Source organism: Paenibacillus sp. Paensp38, assembly GCF_059491915.1.
Window position 1 is genome coordinate 795675 of sequence record NZ_CP168516.1, and the last position, 19487, is coordinate 815161.

Sequence of the window (19487 nt, forward strand, 5' to 3'; positions counted from 1 at the left end):
CCCGCGCAGAGCGCGGGTGTTGTTGTTTGAACAAGAATGGTCAGACAGGAAGCGAGGTTGATGGTATATGGAAAAAGAACATCATATACACCAAGAAGAGCAGGAGGACCGGATGAAGGAAAAGCCGGGTAAAAGACCGGATAAGGCTGGCATGGGGCGGTTTATCAAATTGATTGCGAGTGCGCATCCGCCCAAAGCCATTCTGATCATCGCCCTGATTCTGACCCTGATTCAGACCATGGCTGGTTTAATCGTACCCATGATGACTAAAGGGTTGATTGATGGCTTGACCTTTTCTTCACTAAACCGTATGGTCATTGTTGGTCTGCTTGGCGCTTTTGTGATTCAAGCGGTGGCTTCGGCAGTTTCTATCTATATGTTGAACTATGCTGGGCATAAGATTGTGGCTAATTTGCGCAAACGCTTATGGCATAAAATCTTATCTCTACCTATACCTTACTTTGATAGAAATCGGTCAGGAGATACGATGAGTCGCGTCACTAATGATACAAGCCTGATTATGAACTTAATTACGGAGTATCTAGTCAATTTGATTTCTAATGTGATTGCAATTATTGGTGGTATTGCATTGTTATTTTATCTGGATTGGGTGATGACGCTCATTATTATGGCTATTGTTCCGCTAACAGCTCTAATTTTATTTCCGGTAGGCAGAAAAATGTACCGCATCTCCAAAAAACAGCAGGATGAGATGGCAGATCTGACCTCAGTGTTAAGTCAGGTTATCGGCGAAATCAGACTGGTGAAGGCCTACGGAACCGAAAGCAGAGAGGCTCAGGCTGGTGAGGATCGTATTTACCGGATGTTCCGCTTCGGTTTGCAAGAGTCACGTATCCTGGCCCTTGTAGGTCCAATTTCTACCTTCTTGTTGACTGCAGTACTGGTCATTATATTGGGGGTTGGTGGTGTTCGCGTTGCATCGGGTGTGCTGACCGCGGGGGATTTGGTGGCATTTATTTTGCTGCTATTTCAGGTGATCACACCGATGGCACAATTCACGACTCTGTATTCACGTCTGCAAAAGGTGGTTGGGGCTACTGAACGGATTCAGACGATTTTAGATCATGAAGAGGAACCGCTCGAGTTGAAGCAGGAAGCGGCAAAAGAGAGCAGAGATATTATACTTCGTGATGTTGTCTTTTCCTATACCGAAGGTGAAGAGGTTCTTCATAATGCAAACTTGGTCATTCCGGCTAACCGGACGACAGCATTCGTGGGTCCGAGCGGGAGTGGGAAATCCACCTTATTTTCATTGCTAGAGCGCTTTTATGTGCCAGATACAGGGGAAATTCGTTATGGAGACGAACCGATATCGTCATATACACTTTCCTCTTGGCGCTCCAAAATTGGTTATGTATCGCAGGAAAGCTCAATGATGACCGGAACGGTCAGAGATAACATTACATATGGCTTGGGGCGCGAAGCTGACTTGGAAGAAGTGAGACGAGCAGCTACGATGGCGTATGCGGATACATTTATTATGGATCTACCTCAAGGCTACAACACTGAGGTGGGAGAACGGGGAATGAAGCTGTCCGGAGGCCAGCGTCAACGGATCGCTATTGCGCGTGCGCTTCTTCGTAGCCCTGACATCCTCATGCTGGATGAGGCTACATCTAGTCTGGATAGCTCATCTGAGCATGAGGTACAGAAGGCCCTAGCGAACTTGATGGAAGGACGCACGACGATTGTCATTGCTCATCGTTTGTCTACGGTGGTTCACTCCGACCAGATTATCGTGTTGGACAAGGGCAAGGTGACCGGTGCAGGAACTCATACAGAGTTATTAGAGTCCCATCAGGTGTACCGTGAGCTGGCTCAAAAGCAGTTTGTGGAGATGGGGGAGAGAAGTATGGAGTATTAGAGGCCGCTTCGCGTGTGACTTGATCCTCCGATCGCTCCGCTTCTTCGGATTCAAATCACCCGCTTCGCTGGTGCCGAAAAGCTCCATACTTTTGTGAAAGAGTAGGGAAATAGGGGGATTAGAAATAAGGTTGGATTTTTATGGTTAAATGTGTTACGCTTACTTTCCTTTTTTTGTGTCGGAGCAAGTGGATGATGCAGAAATCGAGACTTGATATTCTTAGGAGGTAACTGAAATGGAGAATGAGTTTCAAAGTGCCTATCAAGAAGAACAGCACAGGCTGTCGCTTGCTATGGAGGAAATTGATCGGAGATTGGAACGGCTTCGCAATACGCCAGTATACACTGGGCATGATTTTACAGAGCAAGTGCTGGAATCTGCACGGGAGGAAAAACGTCAGGCTTTGGCTAAAAGCTCGCAGGAGCCTTATTTTGGGCGTATGGATTTTGACGAGCGTGGCAGAGGGCAGCGGAAGCCGCTTTATATCGGTAAAATTGGAGTAGAGCGTGAAGAAACGTCAGCGTATCCGCTGGTGATTGATTGGCGTGCACCGATTGCCAGCTTATTTTATTCATTTACAGGTGGTGAAGAAACCGCGTCCTATGAAGCTCCTGAGGGAACTATTGAGGGTTTGGTCTATCTGAAGCGCAACGTTGTCATTCGGAAAAGAATTCTGGAACGGGTAGCCGATACGTATAATCGTGAAAGCGACGAGCCGGCCGTTTCCGATGAGTTTCTCGTTTATCGTTTGGGTGAAAACAAGGATAACCGTTTACGGGATATCGTATCTACCATTCAGGCGGAGCAGGATCAGATCATCCGCGCGGCTAAAAATACTGCCCTCGTTATTCAGGGGGTAGCGGGTAGTGGCAAGACGACGGTAGCGCTGCATCGTCTCGCATTTTTACTGTATCAATACAAGGATCAGGTATCAGCGGACAAAATGGTCATTTTCGCACCAAACCATATGTTTCTCGACTATATTTCAGATGTACTTCCTGAGCTGGGGGTCGGAGATATTCAGCAAAGTACATTTGCAGACTGGGCGCTGGACTTGTTGGGTTTGGATTTACCTTTGGCTGATCCTGCCGAAACATTATCTTATTGGTTTGAGAGTGGCAGTCTGAGAGAGGAATCCATGGATGAGGCGCCGGGAAGATTCAAGGGTTCAGTTCACTTTATGGAGTTACTTCAAGCTTTTGTTGAACGACTGGAGCCCATTTCCGTTCCCGAGGAGGATTTTTCACCATGGGATGGAGCGATGCTGCCGCGAGCTGAGATTTTGAATTGGTTTAATGAGGAGTATAAGCCTTATCCGCTCGCGAAGCGGAAGGAGCGTGTGCTGGCAAGAGTGCACCGCTGGATTGAAATGGAGCTGAAAAAGTCGCCTTCGGCGGCAGCACTCAAGGAACGCAAAAAAAAGGCAGGGGCACGGGAAAAGGCATATGCTAAAAAATGGCCACAATACGACGCACTGACGCTCTACAAGCAGCTTTTTCAAGCAGCTAAAGGGTTACCCGCAGATACGGCTGCAGAGATGAAGGCTTCTCTGCCGACTGCTATTTTTAAGGCTACACAGTCGGATCTGCGAAAACAGATTATCCGTGAAGAAGATCTGACTGCGTTAGTGTATCTCCACGTGCTGATTCATGAGGTAGAATCATCTCAACGTTTTGACCATGTGGTCATTGATGAAGCGCAGGATTTTTCACCTTTTCATATCGCATTGCTGGATTTGTTCGTCAAAGGACATTCCTTTACTATACTGGGCGATTTATCGCAGGGCATTCATGAATACCGTGGCGTACATGCATGGGAGGAAATGAGTTCTCTTTTTGCACCGGAACATACCGGGTATTTTGCGCTTACGCGGAGCTATAGATCAACCTTGGAAATTATAGAATTTGCAAACACGATTTTGGAGCAGGGAGTTCGCGGCGGTATTACGGCAGTTCCAGTATTTCGTAGTGGCGATCCGGTGCGCACTATATCTTACGACTCATCGGTGCGTGAGCAGAGTTTGCTCACCGCTCTAAAAGAGCTGTCCTCCAGGGAGTATCGTACTGTATCTGTGCTGACACGTACCTTAAAAGAGGCTGTGGAACTGCATGAGGTTTTCACAAGTGCGGGGATGGATGTGAATTTGATTGACGGTGGTAAAAAGCAATATGAAGGCGGTTTGTCAGTACTGCCTGTATACCTATCCAAAGGTCTGGAGTTCGATGCAGTTATTGTGGCGGATGCCGACCATGAGCATTATGGAGAACGGGCATGGGATGCCAAGCTGCTGTATGTAGGATGTACCCGTGCGCTGCATGAGTTGTGGCTATTGCATGATGGCTCACTTCCTAGTTACGTACAGGCACAGACGAAGTAAACAGAAAAAGCGTTGTAAAGTACCGCCTGAGTTGTTGTATTCCTTTTTGTTTACTGTTTATCTTAGTGATGGAAATTATGAAATCATGTCAGTCGAAGAACAGCCACGAAATCATCTTTCGTCTAAGGCTGTTCTTTCTTTTTTATGGGCGACTGACTTGAAGACCTACAGCTGTGCCATGACCATGCTATCTGCAACTTGTTAACGGATATGGTAGAATAAGAGTCGGTTTACACCGTATCAGAATTATAGATGACTTGAATTTTCATGTTTTTCAACCGTATGAGCGAGCCTAATATAGTATGTTTTCAAAGATAAAAGAAAGTGTTCGTTCATAATCATAAGGAAGTGAAAGAAATGGACTTATTTTCATATTCCCAAGAGTCAACGCCAAGCAATCGGTTGCTTGCGGATCGCTTGCGTCCGACTTCACTGGATGAATATATTGGACAGGAGCATGTTGTGGGTCCAGGTAAGCTGCTGCGAAGAGCCATAGAGGCAGATCAGGTTTCTTCAATTTTGTTGTACGGACCACCGGGATGCGGCAAAACAACGCTGGCACATATCATCTCGCAACACACGCAAGGCGATTTTGTACGTCTGAATGCTGTAGAAGCATCTGTGAAAGACGTAAGAGAAGTCATTGATCTTGCACAGACGAATAAATCGATGTATGGCAAAAAAACCATTCTGTTTCTCGATGAGGTACATCGTTTTAACAGTTCACGTCAGGATGCACTGCTGCCTGCGGTGGAAAAGGGCACGATCGTGTTTATTGGCGCCACGACTGAAAATCCCTTTCACTACGTCAACGGCGCTTTAATGAGCCGTTCTACGTTGTTCCAGCTTGAAGCGCTAACGCAGGAACATTCGCTGGCTGCTATGCGCCGCGCCTTAAGCGATGCGGACAAAGGGCTTGGCTACATGCAGCTCCAGGTCGATGAAGCTGCACTGGCTCACATCGCTTCCATGGCGAACGGCGATATCCGCCGCGCTTTAAACGCGCTGGAACTGGCGGCGCTCACAACGCCTCCGCTGGCAGACGGCACGATTCACGTGACACTGGAAGTCGCTGAGGAATCCATTCGCCGCCCGATTGTCAAAGCAGATGAATCCACGCAGTATGATGTGTTGTCGGCCTTCCACAAAAGCATTCGCGGCTCCAGCGATGCCGCGCTGTTCTGGTTCCTGTACGCCGTAGAAAAACTCGGTATGGACCCGATGACCTTTATCCGCCGCCTCATCGCGGCAAGCAGCGAGGACATTGGTCTGGCGAACCCGCAGGCAATGGTGCAAGCGGTGAGTGCGCTTGAAGCCTATCGCAATAACGGCTGGCCCGAGGCCAAGCTGAACATTGCACAGGCTATTTTGTTCGCTGTGGAAAGCCCCAAATCGAATGCTGTATATACGGCGATTTCACGGGCCATGTTGGCTATGGACGATATCAAATCGGCTGAGGTGCCACTCCATTTGCGTGACGCACACTACAAAGGCTCGGAAAAGCTCGGTCATGTAGGCTACCAATATCCACATAATTATCCGAATCATTATGTGAAGCAGCAATATTTGCCCGATGCGATAGCAGACCAAACCTTCTATCAGGCTACTGAGCAGGGGAATGAGTCAAAAATCAGGCAAAACCAGCGCTGGCGGGATTCACAGTCTTAATATATGTGCGACTTAATATACAGAGTGTGTACGATATCGTCACGTTACGCCATGATCGTGCAAGTGCGAAGAAGGGGATAAAAAAATGAAAGACATGTTATTCGTTGCCGCAGGCGGAGCGCTTGGAACCTCTACCCGTTATGGCCTGCAATCGCTGCTGCCTGCGGCGGGTGCGGATTTTCCACTTGGTGTGCTGCTAATTAATTGGATCGGCTGCCTGTTTCTTGGTTGGTTCTTTACGGTAACCTTGCGATCATGGCGGATCAAGCCGCGATTGCGACTTGCCATCGGAACAGGCTTTACAGGGGGCTTTACCACCTTTTCCACTTTTGCAGTGGATGCTGTACGCCTCACAGTTCACGATCGTATGCTGACGGCTGTGTTGTACCTCCTGCTAAGCGTAGGCGGAGGGCTATTTTTGACATGGACAGGTATCCGTCTAGGTACAAAAATGACGCAGGCTGCTCCGAAGGAGGAACGCTTATGATCTGGTGGGCGGCGGCAGGCGGGATTATGGGTACACTGGCGAGATACGGGCTTGGTATGTGGGCCGGCAAGAGGTTGGGTACCGTATTCCCGTGGGGGACGTGGATCATTAACGTCAGCGGTTCATTGCTGCTAGGCTGGCTCTATGGTGAGTTTACGCAACACCAGTTGTCTCCTGCACTCTGGATGCTGTTAGGAACAGGTTTTTGTGGCAGCTACACCACCTTTTCCACATTCGGCTATGAATCTCTTCAACTGATGGAGCGCAAAGAATACCGACGCATGGCTACGTATGTACTTTCCTCTGTCGTGGTAGGAGTTGTAGCTGCGGCTATCGGGTACAGAGTCAGTTAAGCTTTATACATTTTCGAAATAACACGTAAAAATGCAATAAAAAGCTTCCAATCCCGACTCAAGGCATTCTCAGCCGTGATACGGTTTTGGAAGCTTAGTGCTGTACCTATACAGCTATTTTTTATCTCGTTCTTTGTACAATTCAGGTAAAAGGGATTCGAGTTCAGGTCTTGGATCAGGATCAGACAACTTCATTTCCTCCAGCGTTTGGACGGCAATCCGCAGCACAGTATAATCCCTATACCAACGGTTGTCTGAAGGAACGACATACCAAGGAGCTTGTTTGGTTGCGCTTAGCTCTAATACATCCTCATAATACTGGGTATATTGCTTCCAAAATTTCCGTTCCTGCAAATCACTTGGATCGAGTTTCCAGTTTTTGTGAGGCTTTTCAATTCGGTCGATCAGCTTTTCTAACTGAAATTGCTTTGAAATATGTAAAAAGATTTTAACCACCTTTACACCATTATCCAGCAACAACTGTTCAAAATGCTTGATATGCTTAATATTCCGTTTGGCCTGCTTATCGGATATCTGTCCGTGAACACGTGTAATTAGCACATCCTCATAATAAGAACGGTTAAATGCTGCAATATATCCACGTCCTGGGGTAACGCTATGAGCACGCCACAAGAAATCATGACTTAATTCCTCAGCCGTAGGCGATTTGAAGCTGTGGACTGTCACCCCCGCCGGATTCAGATTAGAAAATACTTGTTTGATGACGCCATCTTTGCCGCTGCAATCCATGCCCTGAAATATAAACAAAACGGATTGTTTTTTCTCTGTAAATAATTTGCTTTGTAATTCCGTGAAGCGTTCCTTCAATTGATCTGTTTCCTGTCGGATTTCTTCTTTATTTTTGATATTATTTGTATCCTTAGGGTCCCATTCTTTCAAAGAAACTTTTTTACCTGGTGTCAGCATTCCTAATGAATCAGACATAAAGGCACGCTCCTTTTCAATTGAAGTATGATCTTGTTTACATCATATACCCAAATGAGGATGTTATCAAAAGTTACTTACCTTAAAGGAGGAATTCAATTGGCGACGATAGCTGAGATTTCTGAAGATTTAGAAAAATGGACTGTATTTCTTACAGCTTTATCTCCATACTCAGATGAGCTACTTCGTAAACCCATAGTGGGTACATGGTCAATACAAGATATGATCAGTCATATTATGGGGTGGGACAAAAGCTTCACTAAGACACTCATACAGATTATCAATGAGGAACAAATTACGCTCCAAGAACATCCTGATGTACAAGCGTTTAACGATTCGTCCGTTGCATTCGGCAGAAATATGAAACCACATGATTTGTTAAATGAAGCTATTGCAGAGCGTAGGCGAATGATTGTGAAGCTCAAGATGGTTTCAGAATCAATGTTTATCCGTCAATTTCCTAATAGCTCATACACCATGGGAAATTTTTTGCAAGAAATGTTTGTCCAGCATGACAGACATCATAAAGAGCAGATTATGAATTCTTTACAAGCCATGAACTAAAATAAACTTTCATAAAAAAAAGTCGCCCCTTCCAAATCTGGAGAGACGACTTTTTTAATTCCTGCTATATCAATGCAAAATGGCTTTCATTTAAACCGTTTCAGGCTGAAGTTTTTCAACCTTATCAATGGTTCCTCCACCCAGACAGCGTTCCCCGTCGTAAAATACAACAGCTTGTCCAGGCGTAATGGCCTTTTGATGTACATCGAATATGACATGCACGGTCCCATCCGCAAGCCATTGTAAAGTTACTTGCTGATCAGGTTGGCGATAACGGAATTTGGCTGTGCAACGGAATTCGCCGGTCGGACGAGTATCTGCGCCTTCAATCCAGTTCACATCTGTTGCAATCAGGCTGGTAGAATACAGGCTGTGGTGACGATCACCCTGTACCACATACAGAATATTCTTCTCCAGATCCTTATCCGCTACGAACCACGGTTCGCCTGAACCTGAGCCGCCAATGCCCAAGCCTTGACGTTGACCCAGTGTATAGTACATCAGACCATCGTGGCGTCCTTTGACTTCACCAGTAGCGATATCCACCATGTCTCCACCTTTTGCAGGTAGATATCCACTCAGAAACTCCTTGAAATTACGCTCGCCGATAAAACATACGCCTGTGCTGTCTTTCTTCTTGGCCGTATACAGTCCCGCAGCTTCCGCAATTTTACGCACTTCTGGTTTCGGCAGATGACCGATAGGGAACATGGTTCGGGATAGCTGCTTTTGGCTTAACGCATTCAGGAAATAAGTTTGATCCTTGTTGCTGTCCACGCCTCGCAGCAAAGTAAAGTGGCCGTCTTCTTCCACAACCCGTGCATAATGTCCAGTAGCAACATAATCTGCTCCCAAATCCAGCGCTTTATTTAGAAACTCGCCGAATTTAATTTCACGGTTACACATGACATCCGGGTTGGGTGTGCGTCCAGCTTTATATTCATCAAGAAAATAAGAGAATACTTTATCGAAGTATTCTTTTTCAAAATTGACGGTATAGTAAGGAATGTCGATCTGTTCGCAGACACGGCGCACATCCTCCGCATCCTCCTCAGCCGTACAACGGCCAAATTCATCCGTGTCATCCCAGTTTTTCATGAAGATGCCGATTACGTCATAGCCCTGCTCCTTCAGCAGCAGCGCAGTAACGGATGAGTCGACGCCACCGGACATCCCGACGACGACACGGGTTTCATGATTGGCTTTAGCCATGGTCATCACCCAATTCTTTCAATATAGTTGTAGAACCCACCTATTGTAACATAAACGATAATAAGATACGATGTTTGGACGATCAAACGACACGGCGAACGATGGAAGAAAGCTACATAAAGCGGGCTAAAGCTGTTCCAAATCGCCCGAAAGCAACTTTTTTTAAGATAGTTACCGTAATGTTTCCCTTTACCTGCCCTAATATGTTAACATAAGCTGAGGGTTAGGATCGGAATAGAGAGGTTTACAACACCAGTTATTCCGCGTGTTTAACGGAATTGTTACTATAAGTGAGGTGGCACAATTGAAAATATCAACGAAAGGCCGTTACGGCCTGACCATTATGATGGAACTTGCAGCCAGGTTTGGCGAAGGTCCAACTTCTTTGAAAAGTATTGCCGAAAAAAATCAGCTGTCAGAGCATTATCTGGAACAGCTCATTGCGCCTTTGCGTAATGCAGGTTTGGTAAAAAGTATCCGTGGTGCTTACGGCGGTTATATTTTGGCGAATGAACCGGCAGGAGTAACAGCGGGAGACATCATTCGTGTACTGGAAGGTCCGATTTCTCCGGTCGATTTCACGGAAGAAGACGATCCGGCAAAACGTCAGCTGTGGCTGCGAATTCGTGACAGCATCGCTGAAGTGTTGGATTCTACTACACTTAAGGACTTGATCACATACCAAGAACATGATGAATTGGATAATTACATGTTCTACATTTGAGGTGGATAACATGAACAGAATTTATCTGGATCATGCCGCATCGACTCCTATGCATCCTGAGGTTGCGCAGACTATGATGGACATCATGACTGGCCAATTCGGCAACGCTTCGAGCGTTCATGCCTTTGGCCGCGATGCCAAGCGCACCGTCAGCGCTGCTCGGGATGCCGTTGCGGCCTCTTTGGGCTGCAAGCCTGAAGAAATTATTTTTACGAGCGGAGGAACAGAAAGTGATAATCTGGCCCTGTTTGGGACGGCTACGGCAGACGGCCGTACTTCAGGGCATATGATTACAACTGCGGTTGAACATCATGCAGTGCTTCATGCTTGTGATGAGCTGGAAAAAGCGGGGTATGAGGTAACTTATGTCCCGGTCAACGGGTTTGGACGCGTGAACCCTGCGGATATCGAGGCTGCCATTCGACCAGATACTTTTTTGATCAGCATGATGTATGCCAACAATGAGGTGGGCGTCATTCAGCCGATCTCAGAAGTAGGGCAGATTGCGAGAGAACATGGAGTTGTATTCCATGTAGATGCGGTTCAAGCTTTCGGTCATATATCCATCGACTGCCGGAACCTCCCGATTGACTTACTGAGTGTGTCTGGTCATAAGATTAACGGACCGCAAGGGGTTGGGGCATTGTATATCCGCCAAGGTACACGCCTTCAGCCGCTAATGCATGGGGGACTTCAGGAAAAGAAACGCCGTGCCGGAACAGAAAATATCGCCGGTATTACGGGGCTGGCTAAAGCCGCAACTCTTGCTAATGCTTCCATTGAGGAGCGTGGGGCGCACGATACGGTTCTTCGCCAGACGTTGCTTAAAGGGTTGGAAGACACTCTGGGTAGCCAAAATTTTGTGATTAACGGTGACCCTGATCATTCTTTACCTAATGTTCTCAATGTTAGCTTTCCGGCCATTGGTACAGAGACCATGCTGATGAACCTTGATATGGAAGGAATCGCAGCAGCAAGCGGATCAGCCTGCACTTCCGGATCTTTAGAGCTATCGCATGTATTGCAGGCGATGGATCTTCCTGAAGATGTTTTACATTCAGCGATTCGGTTTAGCTTCGGTTTGGGTAATACTACGGAAGAAATGGAATACACGGCCAAGAAAATTGAAACCATATGGAAGCGGCTGCGTACTAGGTACTAGGGATTTCTCCGCATTTTAATAAGAAGGGAGGGGCGGTTTTTCCATTTCATTGCATGAACGGAAGCAAGGTCTGACAGGCATGTAGGAAAAGGACCGCACCTTCGTTCAGATTGCAGAATGAGGAGGTACCCTATATATGAAGCTTCAAGATATGATCGGACTTGCCGTTTTCGATGTGGAGGACGGGAAGCAGATTGGTAAAATACATGACTTTATGGTGACAGCGGATTGGCGAATCTCAGGGATCGAGTTGGAAGGAAAGGGACTTTTTTCTTCTCACGTGAAAATGGTTGCTTGGGATGACATCGTTGCTTACGGTGAGGATGCGATCATGATTCGCAATCAGCAGGCTGTGCGTAAAATGGAGGCCCATGATATACAACATACGTACTTGCTTGGGCCTTGTAAACTGAAGGATCTATCCGTGCTAACAGAGGAAGGGCTTATGCTCGGGCACATCTCGGATGTTTATTTTGACCAGGAAATGGGCAATAACATAATAGGCTTGGAAATCAGCGATGGTTTTGTATCGGATATTATAGAGGGGCGGAAATGGCTGCCCTGCACCGAAGAGATGTCCATCGGGGAAAATGCTGTTATGGTTCCCCCATTAAGCGAGCAGCGTCTGGAAAAAGCCATATATTCTGTTAATGGATAGGGTGAGTTTATTGAGATGTCCGAATTGTAATTCCAAAGATATCGGAAAAATTGGCTCCCATCAATTTTATTGCTGGGGATGCTTTATCGAACTTCAGGTGAATGGTGAAAAAATGTCTGTCTACCAAGTGGAAGAGGATGGAACGCTCAGTTCGCTGGACGACCTATTCTTTGGAGATGAGATGGCACAACAGGACTTGCCGCAAATTCACGCTTCTTCCTAAGCTGGACACCAAAGGTGGACAGGCTGCTTACTAAGAGGTGTGATCTACATACGGCTTAGTAGGTTGTATAACGCTTGATAAAAAACAACGAAGAGGGTGCCCCGTACGGCCATAATGGCTGAGGGCACCCTCTTTTGTATACCGTTATTGTGAAGATTGTAAGTTCTACAATTTAAAGCGTTTGACCTCTTCCAATAGAAGATCTGCATGAGAATCGAGTTTGGCAGAAAGGTCAGCAATATTATTCATGGCATGACCTTGTTCTTGCACAGAGGAGGCCACTTCCTCTGTAGATGCTGCACTTTGCTCAGAAACAGCGACAACGCTGGAAATGACGTCGGAAATATGCCCGGCATTCACACGGAGATCATCTGCGGCGGCTGTAACGTCCTCAATTTGGGCAAGCATATGCTGAGAAGCGCCACGAATGGACTCAAACGCCTGTCTCGTTGCAATGGCAGCGTGCTCCTGTTCTACAGTTACAGCAAGAGCCCTCTTCATTTCCTCCGCGCTTTGTACTCCTGCAATCTTAATTTCTTCCAGCTTACTCATGATACTGTCACTGGAACTGCCCGCTTGCTCAGCCAGCTTTCTCACTTCTCCCGCGACGACGGCAAAACCTCGTCCGTGTTCCCCGGCCCGTGCTGCTTCGATAGATGCATTGAGGGCCAGTAGGTTTGTTTGTGCGGCGATATCATGGATGGCTCCGGCCAGCCGCTCAATATCCTGAGTTTTTAGCGTGAGTGAATCTACGGCTTCCCCTGCCGCAGTCGTCGTTTGTCTGGACTCGGCGGCCAGTTTCGCTTGACGTTCAGCTGTTTCATACCCTGCAAGCACGGCAGAATCTGTTTCGAATACGGCAGTTTGGGTCCGTTTGACACTTTCGCCAATCTGGTCGATGGAGCCTGTCATGTGAGTCAGCTTCTCAGAGCCGGAATATACAGCCTCAGCTTGGTCGCTCGCTCCTTGGGCAAGTTCCTGAACTGCGCTGGAGATTTGTGACGCGATGGTTCCAGTATCCTTAGCGTGCTGATGCATATCATGGGAAGCTGAGCTGACATCGCCTGCAGTATCTGATACCTTGCGCAACAGGTGAGATAGATTATCAGACATGATATTAAAATCTGTACCCAGGCTGGCAATTTCATCTTTACCCTTAATGTCCACACGAGCTGTCATATCGCCTTCAGCTATACGTTTGACGTTCACTTGAAGCTTCCGAATTGGCTTGATAAAGTTGTTTGCCGCCCAGATTGCCAGCAGCATAGCAACGACCAAGATGATAGCAACGGTAATAATCAACTGATTACGAGTGGAGTAATACTCCTGAAAAGCAATATCTTTTGAAATGGACAATCCTACAATCCAGCCAGTGCTAGGCATCTTTTTAAAATAAAGCTGACGGTCACTGCCATTATAGGTATAGTCTGTTTTTCCCGAAGCTGTGCTCAGCAGGGCCGCAGTTGATGAACCCAACTCGGGCGTATCCTTAAGGTTTTTACCGGCCAGCTTGCTGTCTGGGTGTGCGACCACAACTCCATTCTGGTCAATCAGAAATGCGTAGCCTAATCCGTTCAGGTTTATGTCTTTAATGATTTTTGTCATATCATTTAACATAATATCCTCGCTGACTACCCCGGTGATAGAGCCGTTGGAATCTTTGAGAGGTTTAGCAATAGAAATGGTGAAGTCATTGCTGCCTGCATCGGTGTAAGGTGAGGAATAATACATTTCTCCCTTGGTTTTGGCATCCTTGTACCACGGACGAGCGCGAGGATCATAACCAGCTTCAAACCAGCCAGATCCATCCCAGTAGGATCCATCTTCAAAGCCTGCGTAGATGTTGGAAATATTTTGATCTTTATAGTTTTCAAAAGCTGCTTTCAGAGATACGGTTTTGGCATCTGATGAAATATCACTCGATTCCAGACCTGCAGCCAGTGTCTCGATAATTTTGGCATTGCCGCTGGTCCATCCGTCGAGCTGATTGACGGTTTCGGTGGCTTTACTAGTCATAAGCTCTTGTATGTCACGGTTAGCCTGATTTTTGATACTTGTCATGCTAATAACGGATAAAGGCCCGGCTGCAACGATAACAATGCAAGTGAAAAGGAGAATAAGCTTGATTTTTAAGTTCATGTAATGACCCCCGATGTTTCAGAAATATGAAATCCTAAAATAGTGCTTTGTACTTATATCGTCAGATGGAATGACTTTGTTAATTATTTTCATCCGTTTTCATCATTTTTTTACAATGGTAATCGATGGAGCATTCCAGACTCGCGGGAAGGATTAAAGTAGAGGTACAGGCATATACTTAAAGAAGGCTAGTCCGGTAAGGGGGCACGAAATGGAGCAATTAACGAAAAGTAGACTGTTCCGGTACGGAATATGGACGCTGCTGGGACTTGTCATTCTATATTTTATCTGGCTGCTGCGACCTTTGTTTTTTCATTTGTATGAATTTCTGAAAACAATCATTGCTCCGTTTGCGGTAGCGATGATCATCTCCTATGTACTTAATCCTGTTGTCAATATGCTGGGCGGTCGCAAGGTGCCTCGAAGCGTAGCTGTGCTGCTCATCTATGCTGTATTTTTGGCCAGTCTCGTTGTGATTCTGATGAACCTGATTCCGATGTTTATTGAACAACTGGATGAGCTGAATGAGCATCTGCCTGAGCTGACCATGCATGCACAGGGATTAATGACGAATATGGATAGCGGCATTTTGCCCCAAGGGGTGCGAACGGGTATGAATCAATGGTTTTTCCAACTAGAGAATCGGATGGCAACCGGAATTTCTACCTTTATGGATAACATCGGCGGGATGATCAACATGCTGTTCAATGTATTCATTGTACCGTTCCTCATTTTTTATATTTTGAAAGATTTTGATGTGTTCGAGCGGACGATTGTGTCTTACCTCCCGCGTTCTCGTCGTAAGGCGATTGTAACGGTACTTAAGGAAATTGATCAGGCGCTTGGCAACTATGTCAGGGGACAATTACTGGTATGCGTCATTATTGGCGTGCTGGCTTATCTCGGATATATGCTGATTGGCATGCCTTATGCGCTGTTGCTGGCAGGAGTGGTTGCGGTTTTTAACATCGTTCCATATTTGGGCCCCTTTTTGGGAGCCGCTCCGGCAGTAATCATGGCTTCTACAATCTCCTTCAAAATGGTGCTTTTGGTCGTGGTCGTTAACACTTGTATTCAAGTGTTGGAAAGCAATGTCATTTCTCCCCAGGTGGTAGGACGAACGCTGCATCTGCATCCGATAGCCATTATTTTCGCTCTGCTAGTGGGTGGTGAAATTGCGGGAATTACCGGCTTGATTTTAGCGGTTCCCGTGATGGCGGTATTAAAGGTAGGACTTCAACATTTTTTTGCTTATTACGTGAAGCGGAAAACGATCTGATTTTGTCCTTACACCGTATGTATCTTGTCTGATATCGCGTTGACACGGCTAAATGACACGGATATACTGAATTGAGTATGTTTAAATGTGTTTATCCAGTAGGGAAAGCTCATTTCGAAGTGCGGGCTGAACCCGCCGGGATGCTCCCGTTACCAGTGAAAACAAGGCGATCGATCGTCCGTTAAGCAAATGTTGGTGTGCAGCTTGCGCATGGGCATTTCGTACAGAGGGGACGGCGTTAACCAGGGTGGTACCGCGATACAATCGTCCCTGATCCGTTCAGGGGCGTTTTTCTGTTTTTTTATGGCCTGTGCCAGGAACCAGTGACACCATAATTAGGAGGCTACTTATATGAAAGCTAGTGAAATCCGCTCCAAATGGCTGGAGTTTTTTGAAAGCAAGGGACATGTGATTGAACCAAGCGCGCCGCTTGTTCCACATAAAGATCCTTCCCTGCTGTGGATTAATGCGGGTATGGCACCGCTTAAGCCTTATTTTGACGGACGTGTGAAGCCAGAAAATCCACGTATCGCCAATTCGCAAAAATGTATTCGGACGAACGATATTGAGAATGTCGGTAAAACGCGCCGCCATCACACCTTTTTCGAAATGCTCGGCAACTTTTCTATTGGCGACTATTTTAAGGAAGAAGTCATTACATGGGCATGGGAGTTTCTGACGGATCCAAAATGGATTGGTTTTGATCCGGAACGTCTGGCTGTAACTGTGTATCCTGAGGATGAGGAAGCGTACAAGCTGTGGAACGAAAAAGTTGGACTTCCTGCCGAACGTATCATCAAACTGGAAGATAACTTTTGGGATATCGGTGAAGGTCCTTGCGGACCTTGTACGGAAATCTTTTATGATCGTGGCGAAGCCTACGGTAGCGACATGACGGACCCTGAAATGTATCCGGGGGGAGAAAATGAGCGTTATCTGGAAGTGTGGAACCTCGTTTTCTCACAATTCAACCATAACAAAGACGGTAGCTATACGCCGCTTCCAAACAAAAATATTGATACAGGGGCTGGATTGGAGCGTTTTGCATCCATTCTGCAAAATGTGGATTCCAACTTTGATACGGATATCTTCCAGCCACTAATTCAAAAAACAGCGGCGATGGCAGGAGTGAAATATAACGAAAATGTGGACAGTGATGTGGCTCTTAAGGTTATTGCTGACCATGTTCGTACCGTAGCTTTTGCAATTGGTGACGGTGTGCTGCCTTCTAATGAAGGACGCGGTTACGTGATCCGCCGTTTGCTGCGCCGGGCTGTGCGCTATGGCAAAATGCTGGGCATGAACCGTCCATTTATGTTTGAGCTGGTGGAAACCGTTGGGGATGTCATGGGTGTGTATTACCCTGAGGTAGTGGACAAGCGTGATTTCATCATCAAAGTGATCAAAACGGAAGAGGAACGCTTCCATGAAACACTGACAGATGGATTGGCAATTTTGTCCGATATCAGTGCTCAGGCGAAGGCAGAAGGTCGCAATGTCATTAGTGGAGCAGATGCCTTCAAACTGTATGATACGTACGGGTTCCCATTCGATCTCACAGAGGATTATGCAGACGAGCAGGGCTTGAAAGTAGACCGTGAAGGCTTTGATGAAGCGATGCAGGAACAACGCAAACGCGCCCGTGATGCACATCAGGACAGCGCCAGCATGAAGATTCAGGGCGGAGCTTTGTCCGATCTGGCGGTTAAAAGTGAATTTGTTGGATATAATGACCTCGTAACTGAGTCTAAAATTGTGGCGATTGTATATGAAGATGTACTGGTGGACACTGTTAGTGAAGGGCAGTCTTGCCAGGTCGTGCTGGATGTGACTCCTTTCTATGCCGAAAGCGGAGGACAAGTCAGTGACCAAGGCTTGCTGCGTGGAGGTACGGTAACCGCGAAGGTCGAAGGATTGTTTAAGGCGCCACAAGGTCAGCATGTGCATCAGGTTGTTGTAGAAGCTGGTGAGCTGAACGTTGGCGATACGGTGAAAGCTGAAGTTGATCAAGCTTCACGTGGAGAAATTGAGAAAAACCATACGGCTACGCATTTGCTTCACAAAGCGCTTAAAGAAGTGCTGGGTGACCATGTCAATCAGGCGGGTTCTTTGGTAGAGCCTGGGCGTCTGCGTTTTGATTTCTCCCATTTTGGAAGCATTACACCAGAAGAACTGGCGGATATTGAACTGCGTGTAAACCGTGCCATCTGGAGCCAACTGGACGTTAATATTGAACTGAAACCGATTGATGAAGCCAAGGCTCTCGGAGCAATGGCGCTGTTCGGTGAAAAATATGGAGATATCGTGCGGGTCGTTAAAGTAGGCGATTACAGCATTGAACTATGCGGTGGCTGTCATGTCAGCAATACTTCGCAAATTGGCTTGTTCAAGCTTGTCAGCGAGAGCGGCATTGGATCAGGTGTACGTCGTATTGAAGCGGTGACCGGACGTTTTGGTTTTGAATATATGGAAGGTCAATTAGAGCTGTTGAAGGTATCGGCTGGACTTGTAAAATCCAAGCTGTCTGAGGTACCAAAGCGTATCGAATCATTGCAGCAACAAATTAAAGACCTTAGCCGTGAAAATGAATCGCTGCAGAGCAAGCTGAGCGTTATTGAGGCAGGCCAGCTGACCGATCAGGTCGTGCAAGCAGGCGGGGTGCAGCTGCTGGCTGCGCGCGTGCAGGCTTCCAGCATGGACGCGTTGCGTGCGATTGCTGATGAACTGAAAGGGAAACTTCCGGCTGCTGTGCTGGTGCTCGGCGCTGCAATGGACGATAAAGTTAATTTTGTCGTAGCAGTTCCGGCAGAGCATACCAAGGCCGGACTTCATGCAGGCAAGCTCGTGAAAGAAATTGCTGCCGTATGCGGTGGCGGCGGTGGCGGACGACCTGACATGGCGCAAGCCGGTGGTAAGGATGCCAGCAAGCTGGATGAAGCACTTCAACGTGCGCATGAACTGGTGGCGGCAGCCTCACAAGGATAAAGTTCGATATTTTTTGCAGATTTTTGGGAAAAAACGGGCTTAGATATTTCCTTGTAGGGCTTTGCTTATGGTATGATGTAAAAGAATAAGCTGGCATAAACATGTACACATGTTTTGTGGAAGCGAGGTGTCAACAATGGATTCCATGGACAAAACGGTCAAATTTAATGTCAAGGCAGATGAAAAGGAAGCTTCTGCTCAGGAGATTTTGTTGACCGTATATGATGCGTTGGTAGAAAAAGAATACAATCCGATCAATCAAATTGTCGGCTATTTGCTATCCGGTGATCCGGCTTATGTGCCACGGCATAATAATGCTAGAAGCCTGGTACGTAAAAAAGAACGCGATGAGTTGATTGAAGAGTTGGTTCGTTTCTATCTTGCTAAGCATCGTTAGGAGACAGGCATGAAAGTAATGGGATTGGATTACGGGGATCGCCGAATTGGGGTCGCCGTAAGTGATGCCTTCGGCTGGACCGCCCAAGGATTGGAAGTCATAGAACGACGCGGTGACGACAGCGAGTTCGGTAAAATTGCAAATTTGGTTCGTGAAAATGAGGTCGGCGAGGTTGTTGTTGGCTTGCCGAAAAACATGAACGGAACCGTGGGTCCACGCGGTGAGATTTGCATCGAGTTTGCGAACCGACTCAAGGAGTTACTGGGTTTACCCGTTCACCTTTGGGATGAACGGCTGACGACGCGTTCGGCGGAGCGTACGCTTCTGGAGGCCGACGTCAGCCGAAAAAAACGCAAGCAGGTGGTAGATAAACTGGCCGCAAGCCTGATCTTGCAAAACTATTTGGACGCACACAGTACAAGGTGAGGG

The 19487-nt window shown here is 46.9% G+C and carries 17 protein-coding genes; 14 read left to right on the plus strand and 3 right to left on the minus strand.

Going from position 1 to position 19487, the window contains the following annotated elements; translation table 11 throughout:
- Positions 1-67: 67 nt before the first annotated feature.
- The 5 genes from ACEN8J_RS03600 (at position 68) to crcB (ACEN8J_RS03620) (ending at position 6770) form a co-directional block, all read left to right on the plus strand.
- Positions 68-1885 (plus strand): ABC transporter ATP-binding protein, encoded by a 1818-nt coding sequence (locus ACEN8J_RS03600; RefSeq protein ID WP_029515736.1) that lies wholly within the window; start codon positions 68-70, stop codon positions 1883-1885.
- A gap of 235 nt (positions 1886-2120) precedes the next feature.
- Entirely contained in the window at positions 2121-4262 is a 2142-nt protein-coding gene (locus tag ACEN8J_RS03605) for a HelD family protein (protein WP_318627539.1), read from the plus strand.
- A 357-nt stretch (positions 4263-4619) separates the two neighbouring features.
- Positions 4620-5930, plus strand: a complete 1311-nt coding sequence (locus ACEN8J_RS03610; protein ID WP_029515734.1) for a replication-associated recombination protein A — start codon at positions 4620-4622, stop codon at positions 5928-5930.
- Between the two features lie 85 nt (positions 5931-6015).
- Positions 6016-6417, plus strand: coding sequence for a fluoride efflux transporter CrcB (gene crcB, locus ACEN8J_RS03615; protein ID WP_029515733.1), 402 nt, complete (start codon positions 6016-6018; stop codon positions 6415-6417).
- Complete coding sequence (gene crcB, locus ACEN8J_RS03620; RefSeq protein ID WP_029515732.1) at positions 6414-6770, plus strand: fluoride efflux transporter CrcB; 357 nt, start codon at positions 6414-6416, stop codon at positions 6768-6770. The genes crcB (ACEN8J_RS03615) and crcB (ACEN8J_RS03620) overlap by 4 nt, the downstream gene beginning before the upstream one ends.
- 114 nt (positions 6771-6884) lie before the next feature.
- Here the strand turns inward: crcB (ACEN8J_RS03620) and ACEN8J_RS03625 are convergent, their stop codons facing one another.
- Positions 6885-7715, minus strand: coding sequence for a PPK2 family polyphosphate kinase (locus ACEN8J_RS03625; RefSeq protein WP_165149671.1), 831 nt, complete (start codon positions 7713-7715; stop codon positions 6885-6887).
- Positions 7716-7814: 99 nt separating this feature from the next.
- On the opposite strand from ACEN8J_RS03625, the gene ACEN8J_RS03630 reads away from it, so the two are divergent.
- Positions 7815-8279 carry a DinB family protein gene (locus ACEN8J_RS03630; RefSeq protein WP_069012468.1) on the plus strand — a complete coding sequence of 155 codons (465 nt, stop codon included), beginning with the start codon at positions 7815-7817 and terminating at the stop codon, positions 8277-8279.
- Positions 8280-8369: 90 nt separating this feature from the next.
- Here ACEN8J_RS03630 and mnmA read toward each other — a convergent pair whose 3' ends face one another.
- Positions 8370-9491, minus strand: a complete 1122-nt coding sequence (mnmA, locus tag ACEN8J_RS03635) for a tRNA 2-thiouridine(34) synthase MnmA (RefSeq protein WP_029515730.1) — start codon at positions 9489-9491, stop codon at positions 8370-8372.
- Positions 9492-9795: 304 nt separating this feature from the next.
- Between mnmA and cymR the strand changes: the two genes are divergently transcribed.
- The 4 genes from cymR to ACEN8J_RS03655 all read left to right on the plus strand — a co-directional run bounded on the left by cymR (position 9796) and on the right by ACEN8J_RS03655 (position 12258).
- Positions 9796-10215: a cysteine metabolism transcriptional regulator CymR gene (gene cymR / locus ACEN8J_RS03640; protein WP_013311532.1), complete on the plus strand. Its 420-nt coding sequence runs from the start codon at positions 9796-9798 to the stop codon at positions 10213-10215.
- Between the two features lie 10 nt (positions 10216-10225).
- Positions 10226-11377, plus strand: a complete 1152-nt coding sequence (locus tag ACEN8J_RS03645) for a cysteine desulfurase family protein (RefSeq protein ID WP_029515729.1) — start codon at positions 10226-10228, stop codon at positions 11375-11377.
- Positions 11378-11513: 136 nt separating this feature from the next.
- On the plus strand, positions 11514-12035 hold the full coding sequence (locus ACEN8J_RS03650) for a PRC-barrel domain-containing protein (protein ID WP_029515728.1): 522 nt from the start codon (positions 11514-11516) through the stop codon (positions 12033-12035).
- 10 nt (positions 12036-12045) lie between these two features.
- Positions 12046-12258, plus strand: a complete 213-nt coding sequence (locus ACEN8J_RS03655) for a YrzR-like zinc ribbon domain (protein WP_013311529.1) — start codon at positions 12046-12048, stop codon at positions 12256-12258.
- Between the two features lie 165 nt (positions 12259-12423).
- On the opposite strand, the gene ACEN8J_RS03660 is transcribed toward ACEN8J_RS03655, so the two are convergent.
- The gene (locus ACEN8J_RS03660; RefSeq protein ID WP_029515727.1) at positions 12424-14397 is read right to left on the minus strand and encodes a methyl-accepting chemotaxis protein; all 1974 of its coding nucleotides are present in this window, start codon (positions 14395-14397) and stop codon (positions 12424-12426) included.
- A 211-nt stretch (positions 14398-14608) separates the two neighbouring features.
- Here ACEN8J_RS03660 and ACEN8J_RS03665 point away from each other — a divergent pair, with 211 nt between their 5' ends.
- From ACEN8J_RS03665 to ruvX, 4 genes are all read left to right on the plus strand, one after another.
- Positions 14609-15676: an AI-2E family transporter gene (locus ACEN8J_RS03665; RefSeq protein WP_029515726.1), complete on the plus strand. Its 1068-nt coding sequence runs from the start codon at positions 14609-14611 to the stop codon at positions 15674-15676.
- Between the two features lie 351 nt (positions 15677-16027).
- Entirely contained in the window at positions 16028-18661 is a 2634-nt protein-coding gene (alaS, locus tag ACEN8J_RS03670) for an alanine--tRNA ligase (protein WP_029515725.1), read from the plus strand.
- A gap of 136 nt (positions 18662-18797) precedes the next feature.
- Positions 18798-19058, plus strand: a complete 261-nt coding sequence (locus tag ACEN8J_RS03675; RefSeq protein ID WP_007431624.1) for an IreB family regulatory phosphoprotein — start codon at positions 18798-18800, stop codon at positions 19056-19058.
- Between the two features lie 9 nt (positions 19059-19067).
- The gene (gene ruvX, locus ACEN8J_RS03680) at positions 19068-19484 is read left to right on the plus strand and encodes a Holliday junction resolvase RuvX (RefSeq protein WP_029515724.1); all 417 of its coding nucleotides are present in this window, start codon (positions 19068-19070) and stop codon (positions 19482-19484) included.
- Positions 19485-19487: the final 3 nt, after the last annotated feature.